Genomic DNA, 18,912 nt, shown 5'->3' with positions numbered 1-18,912 from the left:
TCTCAGTTCTGATTAAAATCGTTCGTCATTGCGAGCATGTTGCGCATCAAGCAAGGACGAACGAGTTCAACCAGGAAATCTATTCCGGGTCGGGGGCAGCCTTTGCGCGCTTGGGCTTGGTTTTGCCGCCGCGCTTGCGCAGCGTGAGGGCGGCCGTGTAGTCGATGATGCGGCCCGCGATGTCGAGGCCCGTGGCTTTCTCGATGCCTTCGAGGCCGGGCGACGAATTGACTTCGAGCACCAGCGGGCCGCGCTTGCTTTGCAGCATATCGACGCCGGCCACGCCCAGGCCCAGCGCCTTGGTGGCCAGCAGGGCGGCAGCTTTTTCGGCGCGGCTTAGCTTGACCAAGGTGCCGGTGCCGCCGCGGTGCAGGTTCGAGCGAAACTCGCCTTCCTTACCCTGTCGGCGCATTGCCCCCACCACCTCGCCATCGACCACGAAGGCGCGCACGTCGGCCCCCTTGGCCTCATCAATAAACTCCTGCACCAGGATGCGGGCCTTCAGGTTGTGAAAGGCTTCGATGACGGATTGCGCGGCCTTGGCGCTCTCAGCCAGCACCACGCCCAGACCCTGAGTGCCTTCCAAGAGCTTGATAATGACCGGCGCACCACCCACGTGCTCGATGAGCGCGGGCAGTTCGTCGGTGTCGTTGGTGAAGGCCGTTTTGGGCATCCCTACCCCCGCCCGGCTCAGGATTTGCATCGAGCGGAGCTTGTCGCGGGAGCGCACGATGGCCTGGCTGTCCACGGCCGTACGCACTTTCATCATCTCGAATTGCCGCACCACGGCCGTGCCGTAGAACGTGACCGACGCCCCGATGCGCGGAATCACGGCGTCGGGCCGGTCCAGCACTTGGCCCCGGTAGAGGATGCTGGGCTGGCCTTTTTCGAGCACCAGGTTGCAGCGCAGGTGGTCGAGCACCCGCACTTCGTGGCCGCGCGCGATGGCCGCCTCCACCAGCCGCTTGGTGGAGTACGAGTTGGGTTCGCGCGAGAGAATTGCCAGTTTCATAAAATATAGCTAATCAGTGCCCAGGATAGCGGAGGAGTGAGCAGGTTGAGGAAATCAAGCGCCACCGTAGGCGGGCGCTACTCCACCTTTGCGGCCGTTTTTTACCTGAATTTCGCTACCAAACTACGGCTAAACTGGCCCATCGGGCGCGGCGGCGGCGCGGCGCACTTTCTCAGCGGCCCGGCGCTCAGCCTTATACGAGAGTTCGAGGCGCGCCACATCGACCACGAAGCGGCCCTGCCGCAGCAGCGCCCGCCCCAGCAGCACCGGGTGGCGCAGGTCGGAGCGGTTGGCCAGCGAAAACTCGGTATCGAAATTCTGCCCATACAGCCGCACCACGGTGCGAATGACGTAGCGCGCCTGCACCTCGCCGTTGGAGGAGCGAATGTCGCGCTGCGTGAATTCGCGGAAAACCAGCGGTTGGCCGTCGGTGGCGGGGTGCTCGGGGTCGAGCAGGCGCACGTGCAGCACGGGCTGGCCGGTGGCGGGGTCGGGCACCAGGTGCAGGTCGGCGCAATGGATGGCGCTGGTGTAGGCCCCGCTATCAACCTTGGCCCCTACCCCCCGCAGATTTAGCAAGGGCAGGTCAATGAGCTCACGGCGGCCGAGCAGGCGTTTGGCGGGGCGTTTTTTCACTGTCATCAGCCGTAAAGAAAAGCAGGAATTGTCATTGCGAGCGCAGCGCGGCAACCGCCCCAGAACGAGCCGTTCGGGTATCGTTCCGGGGCGATTGCCGCGCTGCGCTCGCAATGACAAACGGTTCCTAGCTCTGCTCCCCGGCCAGCAGGCGCTCGTATTCGCGCTGAGTGCGCTCGCCGCTGTTGAGGCGGCTGTAGGCGGCCAGGCCTTGCAGCACCAGGCCGATGCCCCAGAATAGGCTCGTCCAGATGGGCCAGGGCAGCTCGTCGTGGCGGCCGTGGCTTTCGGGCAAAAAGGCCCACAGCAGCCACAGGCCGGCATTGATGACGAAGAACACGAGCACATGGCTCTGAAACTTGGTGCGGGCACGAGCAACTTGCCACAGGCGCTGGTCGCGGAGGGAGGCGGGGGTAGGGCTGGTCGGCTGCATGGCTAGGGTCGTTTAAGTGGTTGAGGATGATGGTCAAAAGTAGCTTTTGCCCTACCCCTCCGCAACTGGCCGATGCCGAACCGTATTCCTACCCCACCCAAGCCGCCCAAACGCCGCCCGAAGCGTTGCGTACCTTGGGCCTTACCCCCTGTTTTTCGGCCCATGCTCCCTGTCCCTACCCCCCGCCTGCGCGTTGAGCAAGGCGATATCACCAAAATAGCTACCACAGCCATCGTCAACGCGGCCAACTCGTCGCTGCTCGGCGGCGGGGGCGTCGATGGGGCCATTCACCGCGCGGGCGGGCCGGCCATTCTGGAAGATTGTCGAAAAATCCGGGCGCGGTAGGGCGGCTGCAAAACCGGGGAGGCCGTTATCACCACCGGCGGGCGGCTGCCGGCGCAGTACGTTATTCACACCGTGGGGCCGGTCTGGAACGGCGGCCAGAAAGGTGAGCCCGCACTGCTGGCCAATTGCTACCGCAACTGCCTGCGCCTGGCCCTGGAAAACCAACTCGACTCCGTGGCCTTCCCCGGCATCAGCACTGGCATTTATGGCTATTCTAAAAAGGAGGCGGCGGCCATTGCCGGGCGCGAGATTCGGCAGTGGCTGGCGGCGCACGAGTGGCCGCGCGCGGTGGTGCTGGTGGCGTTTGACCAGGAAAACGAGCGGCTGTACGAGGAGGAAATCGGGCAGTAGCGAATAATTACCGCCACAAGCGCAGCGTAAACCGGTCCTCGTTCACTTCTAAATCCGGCTCGGTGCCATTATACTCGCGCATCAGTCGAATAATTTTTAATCGGATGCCCATGCCCATGTGCTCCATATAGCGATAATCGCGCAGCACGTCGAGCACCAGCTGATTGCGGGTGGCGCGGGTGCCGGCGCGCATCCGGGCTGGGGTGATGCCGTTGGGGAGGCGGCCGGGCGAAATGACTTCGAGCCGGTCGGCGTAAATAGCTAGCTCAATGTCCGTGGCACCCAATAGGTAATCGCGGTGGGCCACAGCGTTGACAATAGCCTCGCGCACCGCTTCGGGGGGGTAGTGCCACTGTTCAGTGCGTACCGCGCCCACCAGTTTTTCGGGGTCGCTGGCGTGCTGCTGCACGAAGGCCAGCGCCCGGTCAATGACGCCATCTTCGAGTTTTTCTACTTGCCCGCTGTCATCTTTCTGAAACAGGGCTACCAAGGGGCCACGAAACCTTTGGGGGGTAGCATACTCTTTTTCTTGCCCCGCGTACCTCACTGCCGTAATGCCCGCCTGCGGTAAAAAGCGGTTAGGATTTCGCCCGAACAGTAGCAAGCTGGCTAGTGAACAAACCAGGGTCCCGGCTGGCACTACGGCATCGCGCAACTCCACCATCAGTTCGGTATTCAGCAGCAATTGCGTCCAGCCGGCCGCATCGTCCGCCTCAGGGGTGTCCTCCTGCTGGCGCACTCGCCGGAAATAATCGAGCAAACGACCCAAATCGAGGTCGGCCAGCGAAGTACCGCCCACGGGCTGCACATCGGCCCGCACCTGTCCGCGTTGCTGAAATAAGCGGGCCAGTTCATACGAGTCCATTTCGGCGCTCACGGTGCCGGCGCGCACGTAGTACGTACGGCGCTGGTTGTGCCAGGCGTACAGTACCTGCACGGCCCGGTTGAGCTGAATAACTGCCACGTCGCGGCCGGGTTCTACGTCGCGGATTATCTGAAAAAATGGAATAATGCCTGGTTGCACGTGGGTGCGGCATACGGTCATCACCCATTCTTCTACGCGGGCCGCGTCGCGCTCCTGACTATAGCGCAAACCGCTTACCGTACCATCATCTTCCACGCCCAGAAGCACCCGCCCGCCCTCAAAATTACCGAAGGCCACCAGCTCCTTAGCTAACTGCTCGGGCCGAATGTCATCGCGCTTAAATTCTACGGCCGAGTTTTCGCCCGTGGCAATGGTAATTAGCAGGTCAGTTTTGGTTAAGGCAGCCAGCATTATTAAGCAAATCAAAAATTATATTTAGCCCGGCGACTGGCGAAGGCTTCTTTGCCACCCTCCAACACTTTTTCTACCAGTCGATGAACGGCCGGGGTTTCCAGCGCCCCGCTGGTATCCACCTCGATGTGGTCGTGTTCATACGCCAGCCCCACTATCAGGTCCGCATCGCCCAGCACGGGCACGTTCGCATTGTGCGTAGCGAATAAAAACTGCCGCTTTTTCTTCTCTTTCTTAATAATGGGCACGATGTCATCCGCGATAAACCGGTTATCCAGGTCGTCTTCCGGCTGGTCAATCAATAGCGGCACCGGCGATTCCAGCAATAATAGCCGCAGCACGGCCGTAGCTCGCTGCCCCGCCGATAATGCTCTCAAGGGCTTCCAATCGGCTTCCGCAGCCCCATTGTCCGCTTTGTTCAATTCTAAATCGGTGGTAGATGGCAGCTCTAATTCTTCTAGCCGCATACAAGCCTCCGGGCCGATATTGGCCAATTGGTCGGCCTGACCAGGCGAAAGGCCAAAGTCCTGGCGCAGGGCGGCCACGTCGTTGCGGCGGCACGCTTCCGCTAATCCGACCAGAGAAATTTCATCCTTATTATTTAGGGCTTCCAAAATAGGCGCATATTTCATGCCTCCCGGATTATTGGCCGCCAGCGCGGTTCGGATGAGGTCTTGCAAGGCGGTACGCGGAGCCGCGTGGGTTACCCGCACCCGCACCCGATTGTTCAGTTTAGCGGTAACCTGGCTGGCGGTGCGCTCTAAATCACGGCGTTCGTTGCCAAGCAGGTCGTGGTACTCGCTGCGCAAGTTGCGCCGTCGCTGGTCCACTGCTTTACGCTCATTTGCGAGCGCCTGCCGATGCTTTTCTACCGACTGGAGTTTGTCAATCTCTTTCACCAGCTTCAGGTAATCTGACCCATCCACGTTGTCAGCCTGCAACGCCCTGAGTTGAACTTGCATGGCCTCATCGGCCGCTTTTCGCAACGGCTTCCAGGTCTGTTCTACCGCCGTGACTTGATTTTGCGCGGTTGTCAATGCATCGGCTACCCTTGCAGCAGCTTCGCTTGCTACTGTCTCAGCTAGTCGTAATGCTTGGTGAAGTGCTTGCAACAGGTCAGCGTTGGGCAAGCCGCGCAGAGCTACCTCGTTCAACCCATCCTGGTCAAGGGTTTGCGCTGCCCGCAGCGCTTCTACGGCCGCTTGCACGGGGCGCAGCCGGTCACGAGTCAACTGAAACAAACCGCCTTCCCGCTGCCAGCGCGCATTGGCGTCAAGTTTTGCGGGCAGGTCGGCTTTTTCGTATTCGGCTTGCCGCAATTGTAAGGTCTGCAAACCAGCCAACCGCTCATCCGCGACACTTATTTCCTTATCCAGTTTGAGCAACCGTTCGCGGGTTTCGGCCAGAGCCTGTTGAAGCGCGGACTTGCGAACCTCCCCATCGGCCGCGCGGGCGGGCAGGAAACGCCGCAATAAATTGGTAAGGTGCCCTTCCTTACCCCGGTCGTTAGCCATTTCGGCAATTTCATGCTGCCCGTATATTTCCGGCAATTGGCGCAGCACATCCAGCGGCTTCACGTCCAGCACGTCGCCCTGCTCATCGCGCACCGAGGCCGGTCCCGGATAGGTGCGCTCTATCAAATACGACACCGGGGACGGGGTGTAGCGCTGCACGGCCACGGACACTTTTCCACCCGCCCCCAACATTCCTTTTACCAGGCTTTCGTGATTAACCCGCGCTTCCTTAGCCGCTATTGGGGCCTCAAAAGCGTAGCGGAGCGTTTCAATTATTGAGGACTTACCCGCTCCCCGCCCCCCGATAAGCACATTCAAGTCCGCATTGAAATGCAAGGCCAACCCATCGAGTTTTCCCCCTTCCCACGCGGCGGCGAGCAGCTCCATATGCCCCGCGGGCACCGGCTCACCATCCAGCCGGATGCGGGGGGTAGGGTCGAGAAAGACTTGCCGTAGTCCCTCCACGGTAAATTCGGCCAGCTTAATGTTGCACGAAGTCCCTCGTTTAACTACTTCGTCCGGGCCGCTAATATCACCCGCATTCAGGAGTGCCATCAAACGCTTGCGGCGATACTCAGGCACTTTGTTGTAAACAATGTCCGAAGGGCCTTGCAATAAACCTTTGATGGCCCCTGGAATAGCAGCAGCATACAGATGGTCACATCTCCAGGGCTTACTGCTTTGCTCGCCATCGCTTTTCAATATTCCATTCTTCAACGTAACGTGGGCGGCTACACAAATACCTCCCCAATCCGGGCACTGCACTCGCGCTACCAATTCATCCATCGTCTTCACGCCATCAAAGGTATCTCCGTCAGGAACCGGCCCGGAACTACCGCGTAACTCACTAGCCAAGTATTCCAAGCGCTCCAAATCGGAGCCAGGATTGAACAGACACAGAACATGATGGCCAAGAATAGTTGCTGCCTCAAACCCCGGAAACACCGAAATGCCCGCCGCCTCAGCCGCGTCGCGCAGGCCCGCCGCCGTGCGCGCCTTCCAGTGGTCGGTAATAGCAATGACCTGTATTTCAGCCTTTACCAGCGCCGCCACCAAAGCCACATTATAATCAGCCTCGGTAGTAAAACCATGCTGCATCTTACCGTTTTCCAACGTGTAAGAAAATGGATTGACCTGCAATGCACAGCGGTAAAACTGCGCCCCATTAGCTAATAGCAACGCCCGCCGGATGGGACTACTCTCTGGAAGGTTAAAGGAAGGGGTCATCCGCCAAAGGTACTATAACCCGTAGCCCTACCCCCTCTCTACGCCGCTACTTCCAGGCTCTCCGCGCGGTCGGCTACCTGGCGCATGAGCCAGAGCGGGGTGCTGGTGGCACCGCAGATACCTACTGACGTGGCTTCGGCAAACCATTCTTCCTGGATTTCGTGCTCGTTCTCAATGAAATAGCTGCGCTGGTTCACGGCGTTTACTACGGAGAACAGGGCTTTGCCGTTGGAGCTTTTGCGGCCGCTTACGAATAGAATTACGTCGTGCTCCTGGGCAAAGCGGGCCAGCTGGGGCTCGCGGTTGCTCACCTGGCGGCAAATGCTGTCGTTGGCGTCGAAGCTTTCGAGCGCGCCGCCGGCGGCGGCAATGCGGGCTTCTATCAGGGCTTTCATCTGGTAGAAGCCGGCCGTGCTTTTGGTGGTCTGGCTGAAGAGCGTGACGGGCCGCGCGAAGTCAATCTGGTCGAGGTCGGCCTCGGTCATCACGATGAGGGCCTGGTTGCGCGTTTGGCCGGTGAGGCCGATGACTTCGGCGTGGCCGGGCTGGCCATAGATGACGATTTGGCCGTTTTCGCGGGTGGTGGCGTCGAAGGCGTGCTTCACGCGATTTTGCAGCTTGAGCACCACCGGGCAGCTGGCGTCAATCAGCTCCAGGTTGTTTTGCAGGGCCAGTTGGTAGGTTTCGGGCGGTTCGCCGTGCGCCCGAATGAGCACCTTGCAGTCGTGCAGCGTGCCGAGCTGCTCGCGGTCGATAACGCGCAGGCCCTGCTGGTTGAGGCGCTCCACTTCCATGCGGTTATGCACGATATCGCCGAGGCAATAGAGCGTGCCGCCGCTGTGCTGCAACTCGTCTTCGGCCATCTGAATGGCGAACTCGACCCCAAAACAGTATCCGGAGTTTTTATCGATGGTTACCTGCATAGTAGCAATCAAACCCCCCGATGTGCCCTTGGGTTCGCTGGCCGCAAAGGTACGCAAGTAACAGATGGTTGCGAATGAGGCGGCGGAGTCCGTTGGCGCGGCGCTGGCCCTACCCCCGCCCTGGCGGCCAGGGGCGCACCGGCGCTTGCAACGCGCTTTCGCCCGAACTTTGCCGCCCTACCCCCGCCCATGCTGTTCAACTCGCTTCACTTCCTCGTCTTTTTTCCGGTCGTCGTCGGGCTGTATTTTGGCCTGCCGGCGCGCTGGCGGGGGCCGCTGCTGCTGGCAGCCAGCTACTATTTTTATATTAGCTGGAAGCCCATATATGGGCTGCTGCTGGCGGCCACTACCCTGCTCGACTACATCAGCGGGGTGCGCATGAGCCGGCTGGCCACCAAGGCCGAGCGCCGGCCCTGGCTTTATCTAAGCCTGATTAGCAATCTGGGTACGTTATTCATTTTCAAGTACTTCAATTTCTTTTGGGGCGCGGCGGGCAGCCTGGCCACGGCGCTTCACCTGCCGTTTGTGGCGCCGGTGTTGGCGCTGGCGCTGCCGGTGGGCGTCTCGTTCTACACGTTTCAGTCGGTGGGCTACATCGTGGATGTGTACCAGGGCCGGCTGGCGGCCGAGCAGAATTTGGGGCGGTTTGCGCTGTTCGTGGCGTTTTTTCCGCAGCTGGTGGCCGGGCCGATTGAGCGGGGCGGGCAGATGCTGCCGCAGTTTCGGCAGGCACCTGGGTTCGACTACGGCCGGGTGGCCAGCGGGCTGCGCCTCATGGCCTGGGGCATGTTTAAAAAGGTCGTCATCGCTGACCGCCTGGCCCAGATGGTAACGCCCATTTTTGACCACCCGCGCCAATACCAGGGCCTACCCCTGCTACTGGCCGTGGCGGGCTTCACCATCCAGATTTACACCGACTTTTCGGGCTATACCGACCTGGCGCGCGGCGCGGCGCGGGTGCTGGGCTACCAGATGGTGCTCAACTTTCGGCAGCCCTACTTCGCGGCCTCGGTGGGTGATTTCTGGCGGCGCTGGCACATGTCGCTCTCGGCTTGGTTCAGAGACTACGTGTATATTCCGCTGGGTGGCAACCGCCGCGGGCCGGCGCGGCGCTACGCTAACCTGTTCGCCGTCTTTCTGTTGAGTGGCTTGTGGCACGGCGCCAGCTGGACGTTTGTGGCCTGGGGCGCGCTACACGGTTTGTACCTGGTGGTGGAGGCTTTTACGCAACCCGGCCGGGCTGCGCTGGCGCGCGGGCTGGGCCTGGCGGCCCGGCCACGCCTGCTGCACGCGCTGGGCGTGGCCACTACCCTCGGGCTGGTGGCCTACGCCTGGATATTCTTCCGGGCCAACTCGCTGGCTGATGCCTGGTACGTCAGCACCCATTTATTCCGGGGCTGGGGGCAGCTCACGCGCCACGAAGCGGTGCTCACGGTGGGCCATTTTCTGCTCAACTACCCGCCCGAAATAGCAGTGACGCTGGCCGCCGGCGCGCTGCTGCTGGCCGTGGACCTGCACAATGAGGTGCCGGCGCTGGCGGCGCGCTGGACCCGGCCGGTGCCGGCCGTGCGCTGGGCCGGCTACGCGGCACTGCTGCTAGCGATGCTGTTCTTCGGGTTTTTCAACAGCACGCAGTTTATTTATTTTCAATTTTGAGCTGGTTGTTACTTGATTGATTACTGAAGCTGTTTCAGCCCGTCATTCCGAGCTGGCCGAGGAATCTCGCCCGCGCCGTTTGGGTGTCGTTCACCGATGCGGGCGAGATTCCTCGGCAAGCTCGGAATGACGTTCTACTAAATTCCCAAACAGTCAACTATCAACAACCACTTATCAACAACTACCTATGCAAAAGCTACTTACGCAGCTAGTGCTGCTGCTGGGGGGGGTAGGGCTGGTGGCGGGGCTGGCGCTGGGGCCGGCGCTGCGGCGGCCCTACCTCGACGCGTTTTACGCGCGCTTCACGGCAGCGCCGGCGGCCTCGCTGGTGCTGGGCACCTCGCGGGCGGCGCAGGCGGTGCTGCCGGGCGTGCTGCGGGCGCGGCTGGGCGGGCGCTACGCCGGGCCGTGGCTCAACTACGCGTTCACGCTCTACCAGTCGCCCTATGGGCCGGCTTATGTGGCCAGCATCCGGCGCAAGCTGGCACCCGGCACCCGCAACGGGCTGTTCGTGCTGACCGTGGACCCGTGGTCGTTGTCGGTGGCGCGGCCCACGGGGGCGTATAAATCCGTGGCTTTTCCCGAGAACCAATTGATGATTGGGCAGCTGCGCAACGTCAACCAGAACCCGAATTTTGGCTACTTGACTCATTACCTGAACTTTCCGCTCTACCGAGCCTTTTTGCACGACACCGCCACGACCGTCGAGCGCCTGCATCCCGATGGCTGGCTCGAAATCGCGCTGCCTTCGCCGCTCACTACCCCCGCCCGCACCCGCCAACGTGAAACTGAGCGCCTGGCCACGTATCGCCAGCTGGCCACGACCAGCCAGCCCTCGGCGGCGCGGCTAGCCAGCCTGCGCCAGCTCATCACTTTTTTGAAGCCGCACGGCCGGGTAGTGCTGGTGCGCGTGCCCACGGGCCGGGCCATGACGGCAATTGAAACCACCTATCAGCCTGATTTTGACCAGCTTATGCGGCAAACCGGCGGCTCACTTGGCGTGCCCTACCTCAACTACGCCGGCCAGCCCTACCTCACCACCGATGGCAACCACCTCTGGCGCGGTGCCGCCCGCGAATTCAGCCAGCGCCTGGCCACTGATATTGCTTTAATGACGAATAACTAATCATTCAGGGCTTACGCAAATCGTTTGTCATTGCGAGCGAAGCGCGGCAATCGCATCAGAACGAAATCGTTCGGGCATCGTTCGGGTGCGATTGCTTCGCTTTGCTCGCAATGACAAACGTCTTCTGCGTAAGCTCTGAATGATTAGTCACTCGTCATTAACCATTTATCTTATGCGCGTAGGCCGCGAAGAGGGCCGACGACACTTTATCGAGCACAAAATCAACTTGCTCGGTGATGGTGATGTGCGTGGTGTCGAGCAGCACGGCGTCGGCGGCGCGGCGCAGGGGGCTTTCGGCGCGGGTTGAGTCGATGTGGTCGCGCTTGCGCAGGTTTTCGATAATGGCATCGAGCGCCACCTGCTCGCCGGTGGCGGTTAGTTCGTCCTGGCGGCGGCGGGCGCGGATAGCCACGTCAGCAGTCATAAAAATCTTGACCTCGGCATCGGGGAAAACGGTGGTGCCAATGTCGCGGCCGTCCATCACTACCCCCCGCTTGCGGCCCATCTGCTGCTGCTGGGCCACCATCGCGTGGCGCACCTGCGGAATCACGGACACTTCGCTCACGGAGTTAGAAATTCGCATCTGGCGAATGTCATCCTCCCGAATTTTATCATTCAGGCACAGCTCGTTGCGGCCCGTGCGGCGGTTGCGCTTAAAGCTGAGCCGGATATCATGGTGCAAGGCCTGCTCAACCCGCGCCATGTCGTCGAAGGCGATGTCGTTTTCCAGTAAGAAAAGCGTAACGCCCCGGTACATGGCCCCGGTATCGAGGTAAGCGTAGTGCAGGATAGTGGCAACTGCCTTAGCAGTAGTGCTTTTGCCACAGGAAGAGTAGCCATCAATGGCGATGACGAGGTTTTTCATAAACGCGCGGATTCGGCCATTGGCCCCGCAAGATTACGAAATCCAGCGCTTGCGCGCTCTGCTCGCGGCCACCAGCCGCTGCGGCACCGACCGAAAAAATGCCGCTACCGACGCCGCTTCGCCCTTAGTGAGCTGTTGATTAACTAAATAAAAAGGGTTAAAAAAAAGCTTGTTCGCCAGCCCTACCCCCGTGCTGCCGTCGGGGCCGGCGGCCCACTCGGCGTGGTAGGCGTGCACCAGGCACTGCCCCAGAAAACAACCCAGCGCGGTCACCACGCCTTCGCGCTCAGACGCCTGGGCGGGCAGCCCGGCGCGCTGCACTTCGATGAAATGGTCGAGCTCCAGCACGGCGGCGGCATCGAAGGCGGGCAGGTTGAGCTGCTGGCGCACTTGCTCGGCGGCGGCCTGCAACGAATCTACTTCAGAAGAATTATCAATCAAAATAGTAAATAATGTATTTGAATACTAAAATGTTTACTATTTTAATGCCGTTGAATGACTATTTTTCCAGGTGCCGTAGGCGCTCAGCAGCTGCGGCAGCTGCACGGGTAAGATACTAGGGTCCAGCTCCAGTTGGTGCGATAGGGCCGGGAAATCCTGAAGCGCCTTGGCTAGCGCCAGCCGAAACCCCACGTTGCCGGGGGGTAGCACGGCCGCCAGCCTATCGCCTTGGGCAAGCACCGTGTAGGCCAGGGGCGAATCGGGCGGCAGTTGCGCGGCCACGTATTCGCACACCTGGAAGCCCCCGCGCCGGTATAGCTGCCGCACGAACGCGCTGCGCAGATGCTGCGTGGGCCGCGGAATATCGACCTCGCGCACAACCGTGAACGTGTCGCGGCCTATCACGAACGCCTGCACCTGCTCGGCTGGAAACTCAAGCGGGTAGTCGGGCTTGTGTTCAGCATCGCTCACGCGCAGGCTCTGCGGGTCGTAGAGCAGCTTGGCCCGCTGCCAGTCGCCGTTTTTTAATTGGTAAGAACCACTCCGAAAACTTGTGGGCGGCAGGTGCGTGGCGGGCTGCTGGGCGGCGGCCGGACCTGCCAGCAATAAGAATAGTCCTAACTGGTATTGATATTTCATTAGTTAGCAGGCTGTTGGACGGAAGCAGTAGCTAACATAGTGCTAAAATTCAAGAAAGCCAACTAGTGACCACACGGGCAAGGTATTGATTTGCCGCCGCTGTGGTGTTTGTACCAGCGCGTTTTTTTCTGCAAGGAGCCGTGGCCCGCGCAACCGCTGGTGACCAGGCCGGCCGCCAGGACCAGTAGCATTGCCGGCCGAGCCAGCAAGTGGAGGTTTATAGATAGCTTCACGGCGCGGTTTTTTACAAAAATAGTCTTTTTTCGGTCCGATAACCGGGCCTTCTTTTTTTTCTGAACGGTATGGCAGCTGATTTCGTGCTTTCTGTTAATCTGGTGGATATTCTGGCCCGCACCATTTTGCCGGCTACGGTGCGCGTGGCGGCGGGCCGCGTGGCCGCCATCGAGCCCACCGGCGCGCCTACCCCCGACCCGGCGCTGCCCTACGCCCTGCCCGGCTTCGTGGATGCGCACGTGCACGTCGAGAGTTCTTTGCTGGTACCCAGCGAGTTTGCGCGGCTGGCGCTCCCGCACGGCACGGTGGCCACCGTCTCGGACCCCCACGAAATCGGCAACGTGCTGGGCGTGGCCGGCGTGCAGTATATGCTGGACAACGCGGCCCCGGTGCCGTTCAAGTTCTGCTTTGGCGCGCCGAGCTGCGTGCCCGCTACCCCCTTCGAAACGGCCGGTGCCGAAATCACGGCCCAGGATATCGAAACGCTGTTTCAAAACCCCAAAATCGGCTACCTGGCCGAGATGATGAACTGGCCCGGCGTGCTGCACCGCGACCCCGGCGTGCTCGAAAAAATAGCGCTGGCCCACCGCTACGGCCGCCCCGTGGATGGCCACGCGCCCGGCCTGCAGGGCGAAGACGCCGCGCGCTACGCCAGCGCCGGCATCAGCACGGACCACGAGTGCTTTACGGCCGCCGAAGCGCGCGACAAGCTGGCGGCCGGCATGAAAATCCTGATTCGGGAAGGCTCGGCCGCCCGCAACTTCGACGCGCTCATCGAACTGCTGCCCCAGCACTACGAAAGCCTCATGTTTTGCTCCGACGACAAGCACCCCGACACGCTGCTGCTGGGCCACATCAACCAGCTGGTGCGGCGGGCCGTGGCGCTGGGCTACTCGGTGTTCGACGTGCTGCAAGTGGCCTGCCTCAACCCCGTGGCGCACTATCAGTTACCGGTTGGCCAACTGCGCGTGGGCGACCCCGCCGATTTTATTCTGGTGAATAATCTCACTGAATTTGCGGTGCAGCAAACTTACCTCGACGGCGTGCTGGTGGCTGAAAACGGCCAGTGCCTGCTACCCCCCGCGCCGGTGGCGGTGGTCAATAACTTCCACGCTCGGCCCATTGAGGCTGCCGCGTTGGCCTACCCCGCCAAAACCCAACAACCAGGAACCAACAACCAGGAACCGAAAACTTACCCCGTGATTGAGTGCTTTGATGGCCAGCTCATTACGGCGCGGCGCGACTTGCCCCTACCCCTCGCCCACGGCCTGGTGCTGCCCGACCCGACCCAGGATGTGCTCAAGCTGGTGGTGCTCAACCGCTACGCGCCCGGCGCGCCGCCGGCGGTGGCTTTTATCAAAGGTTTTGGGCTGACGCAGGGTGCGCTGGCCAGCAGCGTGGGCCACGACTCGCACAACATCACGGCCGTGGGCTACGACGACGAGAGCCTGGCCCGCGCCATCAACCTGGTGGTGGCCGCGCGGGGCGGCCTGGCCGCCGTGGGTGCCGGTGGCGCTGAACATGTCCTACCCCTGCCCGTGGCCGGCCTCATGTCGGACCAGCCCGGCCCCGACGTGGCGGCGGCCTACTCGGCTCTCGATGACTTTGCCAAAACCCGGCTCGGCTCGGGCCTGCAAGCGCCGTTTATGACGCTCTCGTTCATGGCGTTGCTGGTTATTCCCAGCCTCAAGCTCAGCGATAAGGGTTTGTTCGACGGCGAGCGGTTTGCCTTCGTGGAGCGGTAAATGAGCAGGTGGGTAAACGAGTAAGGGGGGGGGTAGGGCGTTTTCACAGTTGACCGGTAGTAGGGGTAGCGCAAGAGTTGAAAAACGGAGGCAGCGGTTAGGAAAATGTGCGCCGGCTAGCACCCCCCAAAATGTCCTGGTGCAACATCCTATCGGCTGACCGGTCACATCCGTAGATGAGCCATTTGCCTACCCCTTCCGTGACAGACCAGCAGCTTGTGGCGCAGGTGCTGGGGGGCAACAAGGCGGCTTTCGGGCAGCTCGTGCGGCGCACGGAGGGCCTGGTAACGCAGCTGGTGTTCAAGATGATTCGCCATCCCGCCGACCGCCCGGATGTGGCGCAGGAAGTGTACCTGAAGGTTTTTAAGAACCTGGCCGGGTTTAAGTTTCAGGCCAAGCTCTCGACGTGGGTCGGCCAGATTGCTTACAATACCTGCCTGCATTACCTGGAAAAAAAGCAGTTGGTGCTGGTGGACTTAGCGGAGCAACCGCCCGATGACTCGCCAGAAGCAGGCCGCCGGGTCCCGCCAACCCTGGCTACCGGGCCGGACTACGACCCCGAAACGGCCCTTTTTGACCAGGACCTGGCCGGTATTTTAAGTACGGCCATCGAGCAGCTCCCTCCGCTCTACCGCACGCTGATTTCCCTGTATCACCAACAGGAATTGAGTTACGAGGAAATCGGCCAGATAACTTCTCTGCCGGACGGGACGGTGAAAAACTACCTGTTTCGGGCGAGAAAACTATTGAAACAACGACTACTGGCTACCTATCAACGCGACGACTTATGACGCTCCATCTTTCCGACCGCGACTTGCAACTGGCCGCTGACGCCGCCCCGTTGCCGGCTGCCGCGGCAACTCATCTGAATGGCTGCGGCCAGTGCCAGGCCCGGCTGGCCACTTACCAGCACCTGTTTGCCGCCACGGCCCGCCTGCCACAGCCCGCATTTGCGTTTGACCTCGCGGCGGCGGTGCTGGCCCAGTTACCCAGGGCGAAACCGGCTTTCCCCTGGGCACTCACATTAGTAGCCGCCCCTGTGCTGGGGGTAGTAGTCGCGTTTTTGGCCCTGTTTGGCGGCGTACTGGCGCAGGCTTTCCAGGGCTTATTCACTCTACTAGGGGCCGGACTGGTAGTGGTGGCTGGCTTTGTCGTGGCTGGGCAGTGTCTGGAGTTGCTGGCCCGGCATCGCCGGCAAATGCGCCTGCTCACTTTTTCGTAATTTTTTGCAACACGACCGGCACTGGCCGGTCTCATGCGGTACTACCCCCAGCCCGACGTATGAAAAGGTTTTTGCTGCTCCCGCTTTTTTGCCTGATTACCTGGGAAGCTTCGGCCCAAAGTGCCCTGGTACCGGCCCTTGATGCCAACTTAGTGGAGATTGCGCGACGGGTCATTTTTCCCACCATCGCACTTTTCCTGCTTGGCTACTTCGTTTTGGCGGCTATCAAACTGGTCTTGAACTACCTGCTGAAGCGGCAGATAGTGGCGGCGGCCGTTTCGGAGAGTATCGTCGAGCGCCTGCTGCCCAGTCCGCAGGATGAGCAAAACGGAGTGGTAAAGTGGATGGCGCTGCTCTTCAGCAGTGGGGCGGGGCTTGCAGCGTGCAGCTGGTACTTGCCCCTGGGCATTCACTCCATCATCATCTTGCTTTTCAGCACGGCTTTCGGCTTCCTGGCCTACTACCTCTACCTGCGCCGGCAAGCGAAGTAACCCGCGCAACTCTTTTTTCACAACCTCTTGCGATGCTCTCGGCCGCAGGAGTAGCGGCGGGGGGAATCTATTCCTCCACCGTACCCTTTTTCCGTTACCTTTTCTCCAAACCCGATGAATCAGCAGGAATTTACAGTGCAATCTACTAGGTATTGCCTGGTAACTTGTATCGCAATAAGCTCTAATAATCAAGCGATTGCGAAAGGAAACAAAAAGGCAAAGACCTGGTTACCACATCCGCTTTCTGCGGGTTTACTGGTTGCCCGTCGGGGCGGGCGGCAATTTCGGTGGCTCGTGCTATTACTGGTTGGTCTGATGCCCAGTGCGCTGGCCGCTCAGACCCTGGGCACCGTGTCCGGCATGCTGCTGGACGAGGCCACGCGCCAGCCGCTTTCTTTTGCCAACGTCCTGCTGGTGCGTCTGCCGGACTCGACCGTCGTAGCCACTACCCAAACGCTTGAAAACGGTAGCTTTGCGCTGGCTAACGTCAAGCTGGGCCGTTACCTGCTGCGGGTCGAAGCGCTGGGTTATCGACCCGCCCACCAGCTCATCACGCTGGACGTGGCTGCCCCGGTGGTCCGCCTGGGCGAGTGGCTGGTGGTGCCGGCGGCCGTGCAGCTCGGCGGCGTGGTGGTGCAGGGCGAAAAAGCGGCAATAGTCAACGAGTTGGGCAAAACCATCCTCAACGTGGGCAAAGACCTCAACAGCGCGGGCGGCACGGCGGCGGATATCCTCCAGAAAGTGCCCGCCGTAGTTGTGGATGAGAACGGGCAAGTGAGCCTGCGGGGCAACCCGAGCGTGACGCTCTACCTCGACGGCAAGCCCGCGCCCAGCAACCTGCGCCTCGACCAACTGCCCGCCAGCCGCCTCGAAACCATTGAAATCATCACTAATCCCGGTGCCCAGTACTCGGCCCAGGGCACGGGGGGCATCATTAACCTGATGCAGAAAAAACAGACCCAAGCCGGCTGGAACGGCGATGCGCTGGCCACGGGGGGCACCCGCGATAAATACAGCGCGTCGCTCAACCTCAACCGGCAGGTCGGCAAATTTAATTTTTTTGGCAATGCCGACGGGCTGAATAATCAGTTTCGCGGCAGCTCGGCCTTGCAGCAGGTCGCCACGGTGGAAGGCCGCACCACCCGCACTGACCAGACGGGGGCCAGCACGCGCCATCAAACCAACTATAATCTGCGCCTGGGCGTTGACTACGCCCTTAACAATGAACAACGCCTTACCCTAACGGTCCAGGGTAATAAACAGGATTTCCGAACCACGCAGGACTTTGCCACCCTGCTCACCCACGACAGCGACCCCACCGTTGCCCTGCAAAACCAGAATCTGGAAGTCGATAACCTCTATGACGGCCGCGTTTCGGGCAACTACCGGCGCACCTGGGCCGCGCGCCCCGGCCGCGAGCTGACCGCCAGCGCCACCTACAACCGGGATGGCGGCACCGTCACGACCCAGCAGCGCGTACTGGGCGGACCCGCTGGCTATGCGCGAAACGCCCGTCAGCAGATACTCGACGTAACTATTCACATGCCTTCGGCGCAGGTGGACTACGTGCAGCCGCTGGATGACAAGCGCCGCTGGGGCGCGGGGGTGAAGACGGACCTGCTCGTAAGTCCTGGCACGGCCGATTATGCGGTGCAGCCGGCGGCCAGCGGCGAATTCATTCGCCAGGAGGCGGGTTCGTACCGCTACCACTACCAGCAGGTAATTCCGCAGGCTTATGGCTCCTATCAGCAGAAAGCAGGTTCGTGGGACTACCAGGCCGGACTGCGGGCCGAATACACGGGGCTGCGCGCCCAGGTGCTACCCACCGGCTCGGCCAGCCAACGCATTTTCAACCTGTTTCCCTCGGCCACGGTGGCGCGTGCCCTACCCCACGACCAGCGCCTGCAGTTCAGCTACTCGCGCCGGCTGAACCGACCCAATTTTCTGCAAATTATTGCCCTGCCCATCTATTCCGATGCCCGCAATTACGTGGTAGGTAACCCCGACCTGCGCCCCGAGTACGTCCACGTCGCGGAGCTGAGTCACCAGCTAGCGTGGCAGGCCACAACGCTGAACACGACCCTTTTCGGGCACTTTGCCAGCCAGTCTATTCAGAGCCTGCGCACCATTGATACGCTGGCGACCCACCTCAGCGGCCAGCCCGATTTCATCACTCGCACCAGCTACGCCAATTTTGGGAATACGGCCAGCTACGGGCTCGAACTGTCGCTGACGCGGCCTCTGACAACGTGGTGGAAACTTACGGCAAACGGTTCTTTCTACCGCAACCAGGTGGCCAGCTACTCGGGCGACGGGACGCGCGCCAACTTTACCGGCACGGCGTATCTGCTCAATAGCTTCAGCCCCACCAAGACGCTGGCCGTGCAGCTCAGCGGCAATTACCGCGCCCCGCTGGTGGTGCCGCAAGGCCGCTTGCTGGCCGTGTACGGCGTTGATGCGGCCCTGCGCCAGCGCCTATTCCACGACCGGGCCGCGCTTACCCTGCGGGTCAGCGACCTGTTTAACACGCGCCGCCAGTACACCCAACTGGGGGCAGATGGGCTTACTTCCGACATCCGAACCAAATACGAAACGCGCGTGGGCTACCTGGGCTTTACCTGGTTTCTGGGGACTAACAAGCCCGCCAACACGATTGAAAACCAGCCGAAAGGGGACACCGGGGGCTTTGGGGGCTAGCAGCAGGGCTATGACGGGGCTCGTCTCTCACCTTTGCTGCAAGACCGCTCCAGGGTATCGTCGCGGAGCAATTACGCCT

17 protein-coding genes and 1 pseudogene are annotated in these 18,912 nt (G+C 61.1%); 9 read left to right on the top strand and 9 right to left on the bottom strand.

Annotated elements, in window-relative coordinates; genetic code table 11:
• Nucleotides 1–79 precede the first annotated feature (79 nt).
• The 3 genes from A0257_19460 to A0257_19450 form a co-directional block, all read right to left on the bottom strand.
• Entirely contained in the window at nucleotides 80–1,012 is a 933-nt protein-coding gene (locus A0257_19460) for an alpha-L-glutamate ligase (protein ID AMR29061.1), read from the bottom strand.
• Nucleotides 1,013–1,141: 129 nt separating this feature from the next.
• Entirely contained in the window at nucleotides 1,142–1,654 is a 513-nt protein-coding gene (locus A0257_19455; GenBank protein AMR29060.1) for an ATP-dependent zinc protease, read from the bottom strand.
• Between the two features lie 121 nt (nucleotides 1,655–1,775).
• Nucleotides 1,776–2,081: a hypothetical protein gene (locus tag A0257_19450; protein ID AMR29059.1), complete on the bottom strand. Its 306-nt coding sequence runs from the start codon at nucleotides 2,079–2,081 to the stop codon at nucleotides 1,776–1,778.
• 162 nt (nucleotides 2,082–2,243) lie between these two features.
• On the opposite strand from A0257_19450, the pseudogene A0257_19445 reads away from it, so the two are divergent.
• Nucleotides 2,244–2,777 (top strand): annotated as a pseudogene (locus A0257_19445) (RNase III inhibitor).
• A gap of 7 nt (nucleotides 2,778–2,784) precedes the next feature.
• Here the strand turns inward: A0257_19445 and A0257_19440 are convergent.
• From A0257_19440 to A0257_19430, 3 genes are all read right to left on the bottom strand, one after another.
• Nucleotides 2,785–4,053, bottom strand: coding sequence for an ATP-dependent DNA helicase RecG (locus A0257_19440; GenBank protein ID AMR29058.1), 1,269 nt, complete (start codon nucleotides 4,051–4,053; stop codon nucleotides 2,785–2,787).
• A gap of 11 nt (nucleotides 4,054–4,064) precedes the next feature.
• The gene (locus A0257_19435; GenBank protein AMR29057.1) at nucleotides 4,065–6,707 is read right to left on the bottom strand and encodes a hypothetical protein; all 2,643 of its coding nucleotides are present in this window, start codon (nucleotides 6,705–6,707) and stop codon (nucleotides 4,065–4,067) included.
• Between the two features lie 125 nt (nucleotides 6,708–6,832).
• A complete protein-coding gene (locus A0257_19430) occupies nucleotides 6,833–7,717 on the bottom strand; it encodes a 4-hydroxy-3-methylbut-2-enyl diphosphate reductase (protein ID AMR29859.1) in 885 nt (294 codons plus the stop codon).
• A gap of 189 nt (nucleotides 7,718–7,906) precedes the next feature.
• On the opposite strand from A0257_19430, the gene A0257_19425 reads away from it, so the two are divergent.
• A complete protein-coding gene (locus A0257_19425) occupies nucleotides 7,907–9,373 on the top strand; it encodes a hypothetical protein (protein AMR29056.1) in 1,467 nt (488 codons plus the stop codon).
• A 187-nt stretch (nucleotides 9,374–9,560) separates the two neighbouring features.
• Nucleotides 9,561–10,499, top strand: coding sequence for a hypothetical protein (locus A0257_19420; GenBank protein ID AMR29055.1), 939 nt, complete (start codon nucleotides 9,561–9,563; stop codon nucleotides 10,497–10,499).
• A gap of 157 nt (nucleotides 10,500–10,656) precedes the next feature.
• On the opposite strand, the gene A0257_19415 is transcribed toward A0257_19420, so the two are convergent.
• The 3 genes from A0257_19415 to A0257_19405 are packed head-to-tail and all read right to left on the bottom strand — an operon-like array spanning nucleotide 10,657 to nucleotide 12,444.
• Nucleotides 10,657–11,364 carry a cytidylate kinase gene (locus tag A0257_19415; GenBank protein AMR29054.1) on the bottom strand — a complete coding sequence of 236 codons (708 nt, stop codon included), beginning with the start codon at nucleotides 11,362–11,364 and terminating at the stop codon, nucleotides 10,657–10,659.
• 33 nt (nucleotides 11,365–11,397) lie between these two features.
• On the bottom strand, nucleotides 11,398–11,805 hold the full coding sequence (locus tag A0257_19410) for a hypothetical protein (protein ID AMR29053.1): 408 nt from the start codon (nucleotides 11,803–11,805) through the stop codon (nucleotides 11,398–11,400).
• A 36-nt stretch (nucleotides 11,806–11,841) separates the two neighbouring features.
• Nucleotides 11,842–12,444 carry a hypothetical protein gene (locus A0257_19405; GenBank protein AMR29052.1) on the bottom strand — a complete coding sequence of 201 codons (603 nt, stop codon included), beginning with the start codon at nucleotides 12,442–12,444 and terminating at the stop codon, nucleotides 11,842–11,844.
• Between the two features lie 108 nt (nucleotides 12,445–12,552).
• Between A0257_19405 and A0257_19400 the strand changes: the two genes are divergently transcribed.
• The 6 genes from A0257_19400 (at nucleotide 12,553) to A0257_19375 (ending at nucleotide 18,833) form a co-directional block, all read left to right on the top strand.
• Entirely contained in the window at nucleotides 12,553–12,741 is a 189-nt protein-coding gene (locus A0257_19400; protein AMR29051.1) for a hypothetical protein, read from the top strand.
• Between the two features lie 5 nt (nucleotides 12,742–12,746).
• The gene (locus tag A0257_19395) at nucleotides 12,747–14,423 is read left to right on the top strand and encodes an adenine deaminase (GenBank protein ID AMR29050.1); all 1,677 of its coding nucleotides are present in this window, start codon (nucleotides 12,747–12,749) and stop codon (nucleotides 14,421–14,423) included.
• A 176-nt stretch (nucleotides 14,424–14,599) separates the two neighbouring features.
• Nucleotides 14,600–15,214 carry an RNA polymerase subunit sigma-24 gene (locus tag A0257_19390; protein AMR29049.1) on the top strand — a complete coding sequence of 205 codons (615 nt, stop codon included), beginning with the start codon at nucleotides 14,600–14,602 and terminating at the stop codon, nucleotides 15,212–15,214.
• Nucleotides 15,211–15,645: a hypothetical protein gene (locus A0257_19385; GenBank protein AMR29048.1), complete on the top strand. Its 435-nt coding sequence runs from the start codon at nucleotides 15,211–15,213 to the stop codon at nucleotides 15,643–15,645. The genes A0257_19390 and A0257_19385 overlap by 4 nt, the downstream gene beginning before the upstream one ends.
• A gap of 59 nt (nucleotides 15,646–15,704) precedes the next feature.
• Complete coding sequence (locus tag A0257_19380) at nucleotides 15,705–16,136, top strand: hypothetical protein (GenBank protein AMR29047.1); 432 nt, start codon at nucleotides 15,705–15,707, stop codon at nucleotides 16,134–16,136.
• Between the two features lie 315 nt (nucleotides 16,137–16,451).
• A complete protein-coding gene (locus tag A0257_19375; protein ID AMR29046.1) occupies nucleotides 16,452–18,833 on the top strand; it encodes a hypothetical protein in 2,382 nt (793 codons plus the stop codon).
• Nucleotides 18,834–18,912: the final 79 nt, after the last annotated feature.

This window comes from Hymenobacter psoromatis (genome assembly GCA_001596155.1).
In the GTDB taxonomy this organism is placed as follows: domain Bacteria; phylum Bacteroidota; class Bacteroidia; order Cytophagales; family Hymenobacteraceae; genus Hymenobacter.
The sequence above is the reverse complement of the archived record's forward strand: the minus strand, read 5'-3'. Positions and strand labels throughout refer to the sequence as shown.

Bases quoted from the DNA above. Each gene is read 5' to 3' on its own strand.
- A0257_19460 (AMR29061.1), bottom strand. From the start codon at position 1,012: ATGAAACTGGCAATTCTCTCGCGCGAACCCAACTCGTACTCCACCAAG.
- A0257_19455 (AMR29060.1), bottom strand. From the start codon at position 1,654: ATGACAGTGAAAAAACGCCCCGCCAAACGCCTGCTCGGCCGCCGTGAG.
- A0257_19450 (AMR29059.1), bottom strand. From the start codon at position 2,081: ATGCAGCCGACCAGCCCTACCCCCGCCTCCCTCCGCGACCAGCGCCTG.
- A0257_19440 (AMR29058.1), bottom strand. From the start codon at position 4,053: ATGCTGGCTGCCTTAACCAAAACTGACCTGCTAATTACCATTGCCACG.
- A0257_19430 (AMR29859.1), bottom strand. From the start codon at position 7,717: ATGCAGGTAACCATCGATAAAAACTCCGGATACTGTTTTGGGGTCGAG.
- A0257_19425 (AMR29056.1), top strand. From the start codon at position 7,907: ATGCTGTTCAACTCGCTTCACTTCCTCGTCTTTTTTCCGGTCGTCGTC.
- A0257_19420 (AMR29055.1), top strand. From the start codon at position 9,561: ATGCAAAAGCTACTTACGCAGCTAGTGCTGCTGCTGGGGGGGGTAGGG.
- A0257_19415 (AMR29054.1), bottom strand. From the start codon at position 11,364: ATGAAAAACCTCGTCATCGCCATTGATGGCTACTCTTCCTGTGGCAAA.
- A0257_19405 (AMR29052.1), bottom strand. From the start codon at position 12,444: ATGAAATATCAATACCAGTTAGGACTATTCTTATTGCTGGCAGGTCCG.
- A0257_19395 (AMR29050.1), top strand. From the start codon at position 12,747: ATGGCAGCTGATTTCGTGCTTTCTGTTAATCTGGTGGATATTCTGGCC.
- A0257_19390 (AMR29049.1), top strand. From the start codon at position 14,600: ATGAGCCATTTGCCTACCCCTTCCGTGACAGACCAGCAGCTTGTGGCG.
- A0257_19385 (AMR29048.1), top strand. From the start codon at position 15,211: ATGACGCTCCATCTTTCCGACCGCGACTTGCAACTGGCCGCTGACGCC.
- A0257_19380 (AMR29047.1), top strand. From the start codon at position 15,705: ATGAAAAGGTTTTTGCTGCTCCCGCTTTTTTGCCTGATTACCTGGGAA.
- A0257_19375 (AMR29046.1), top strand. From the start codon at position 16,452: ATGCCCAGTGCGCTGGCCGCTCAGACCCTGGGCACCGTGTCCGGCATG.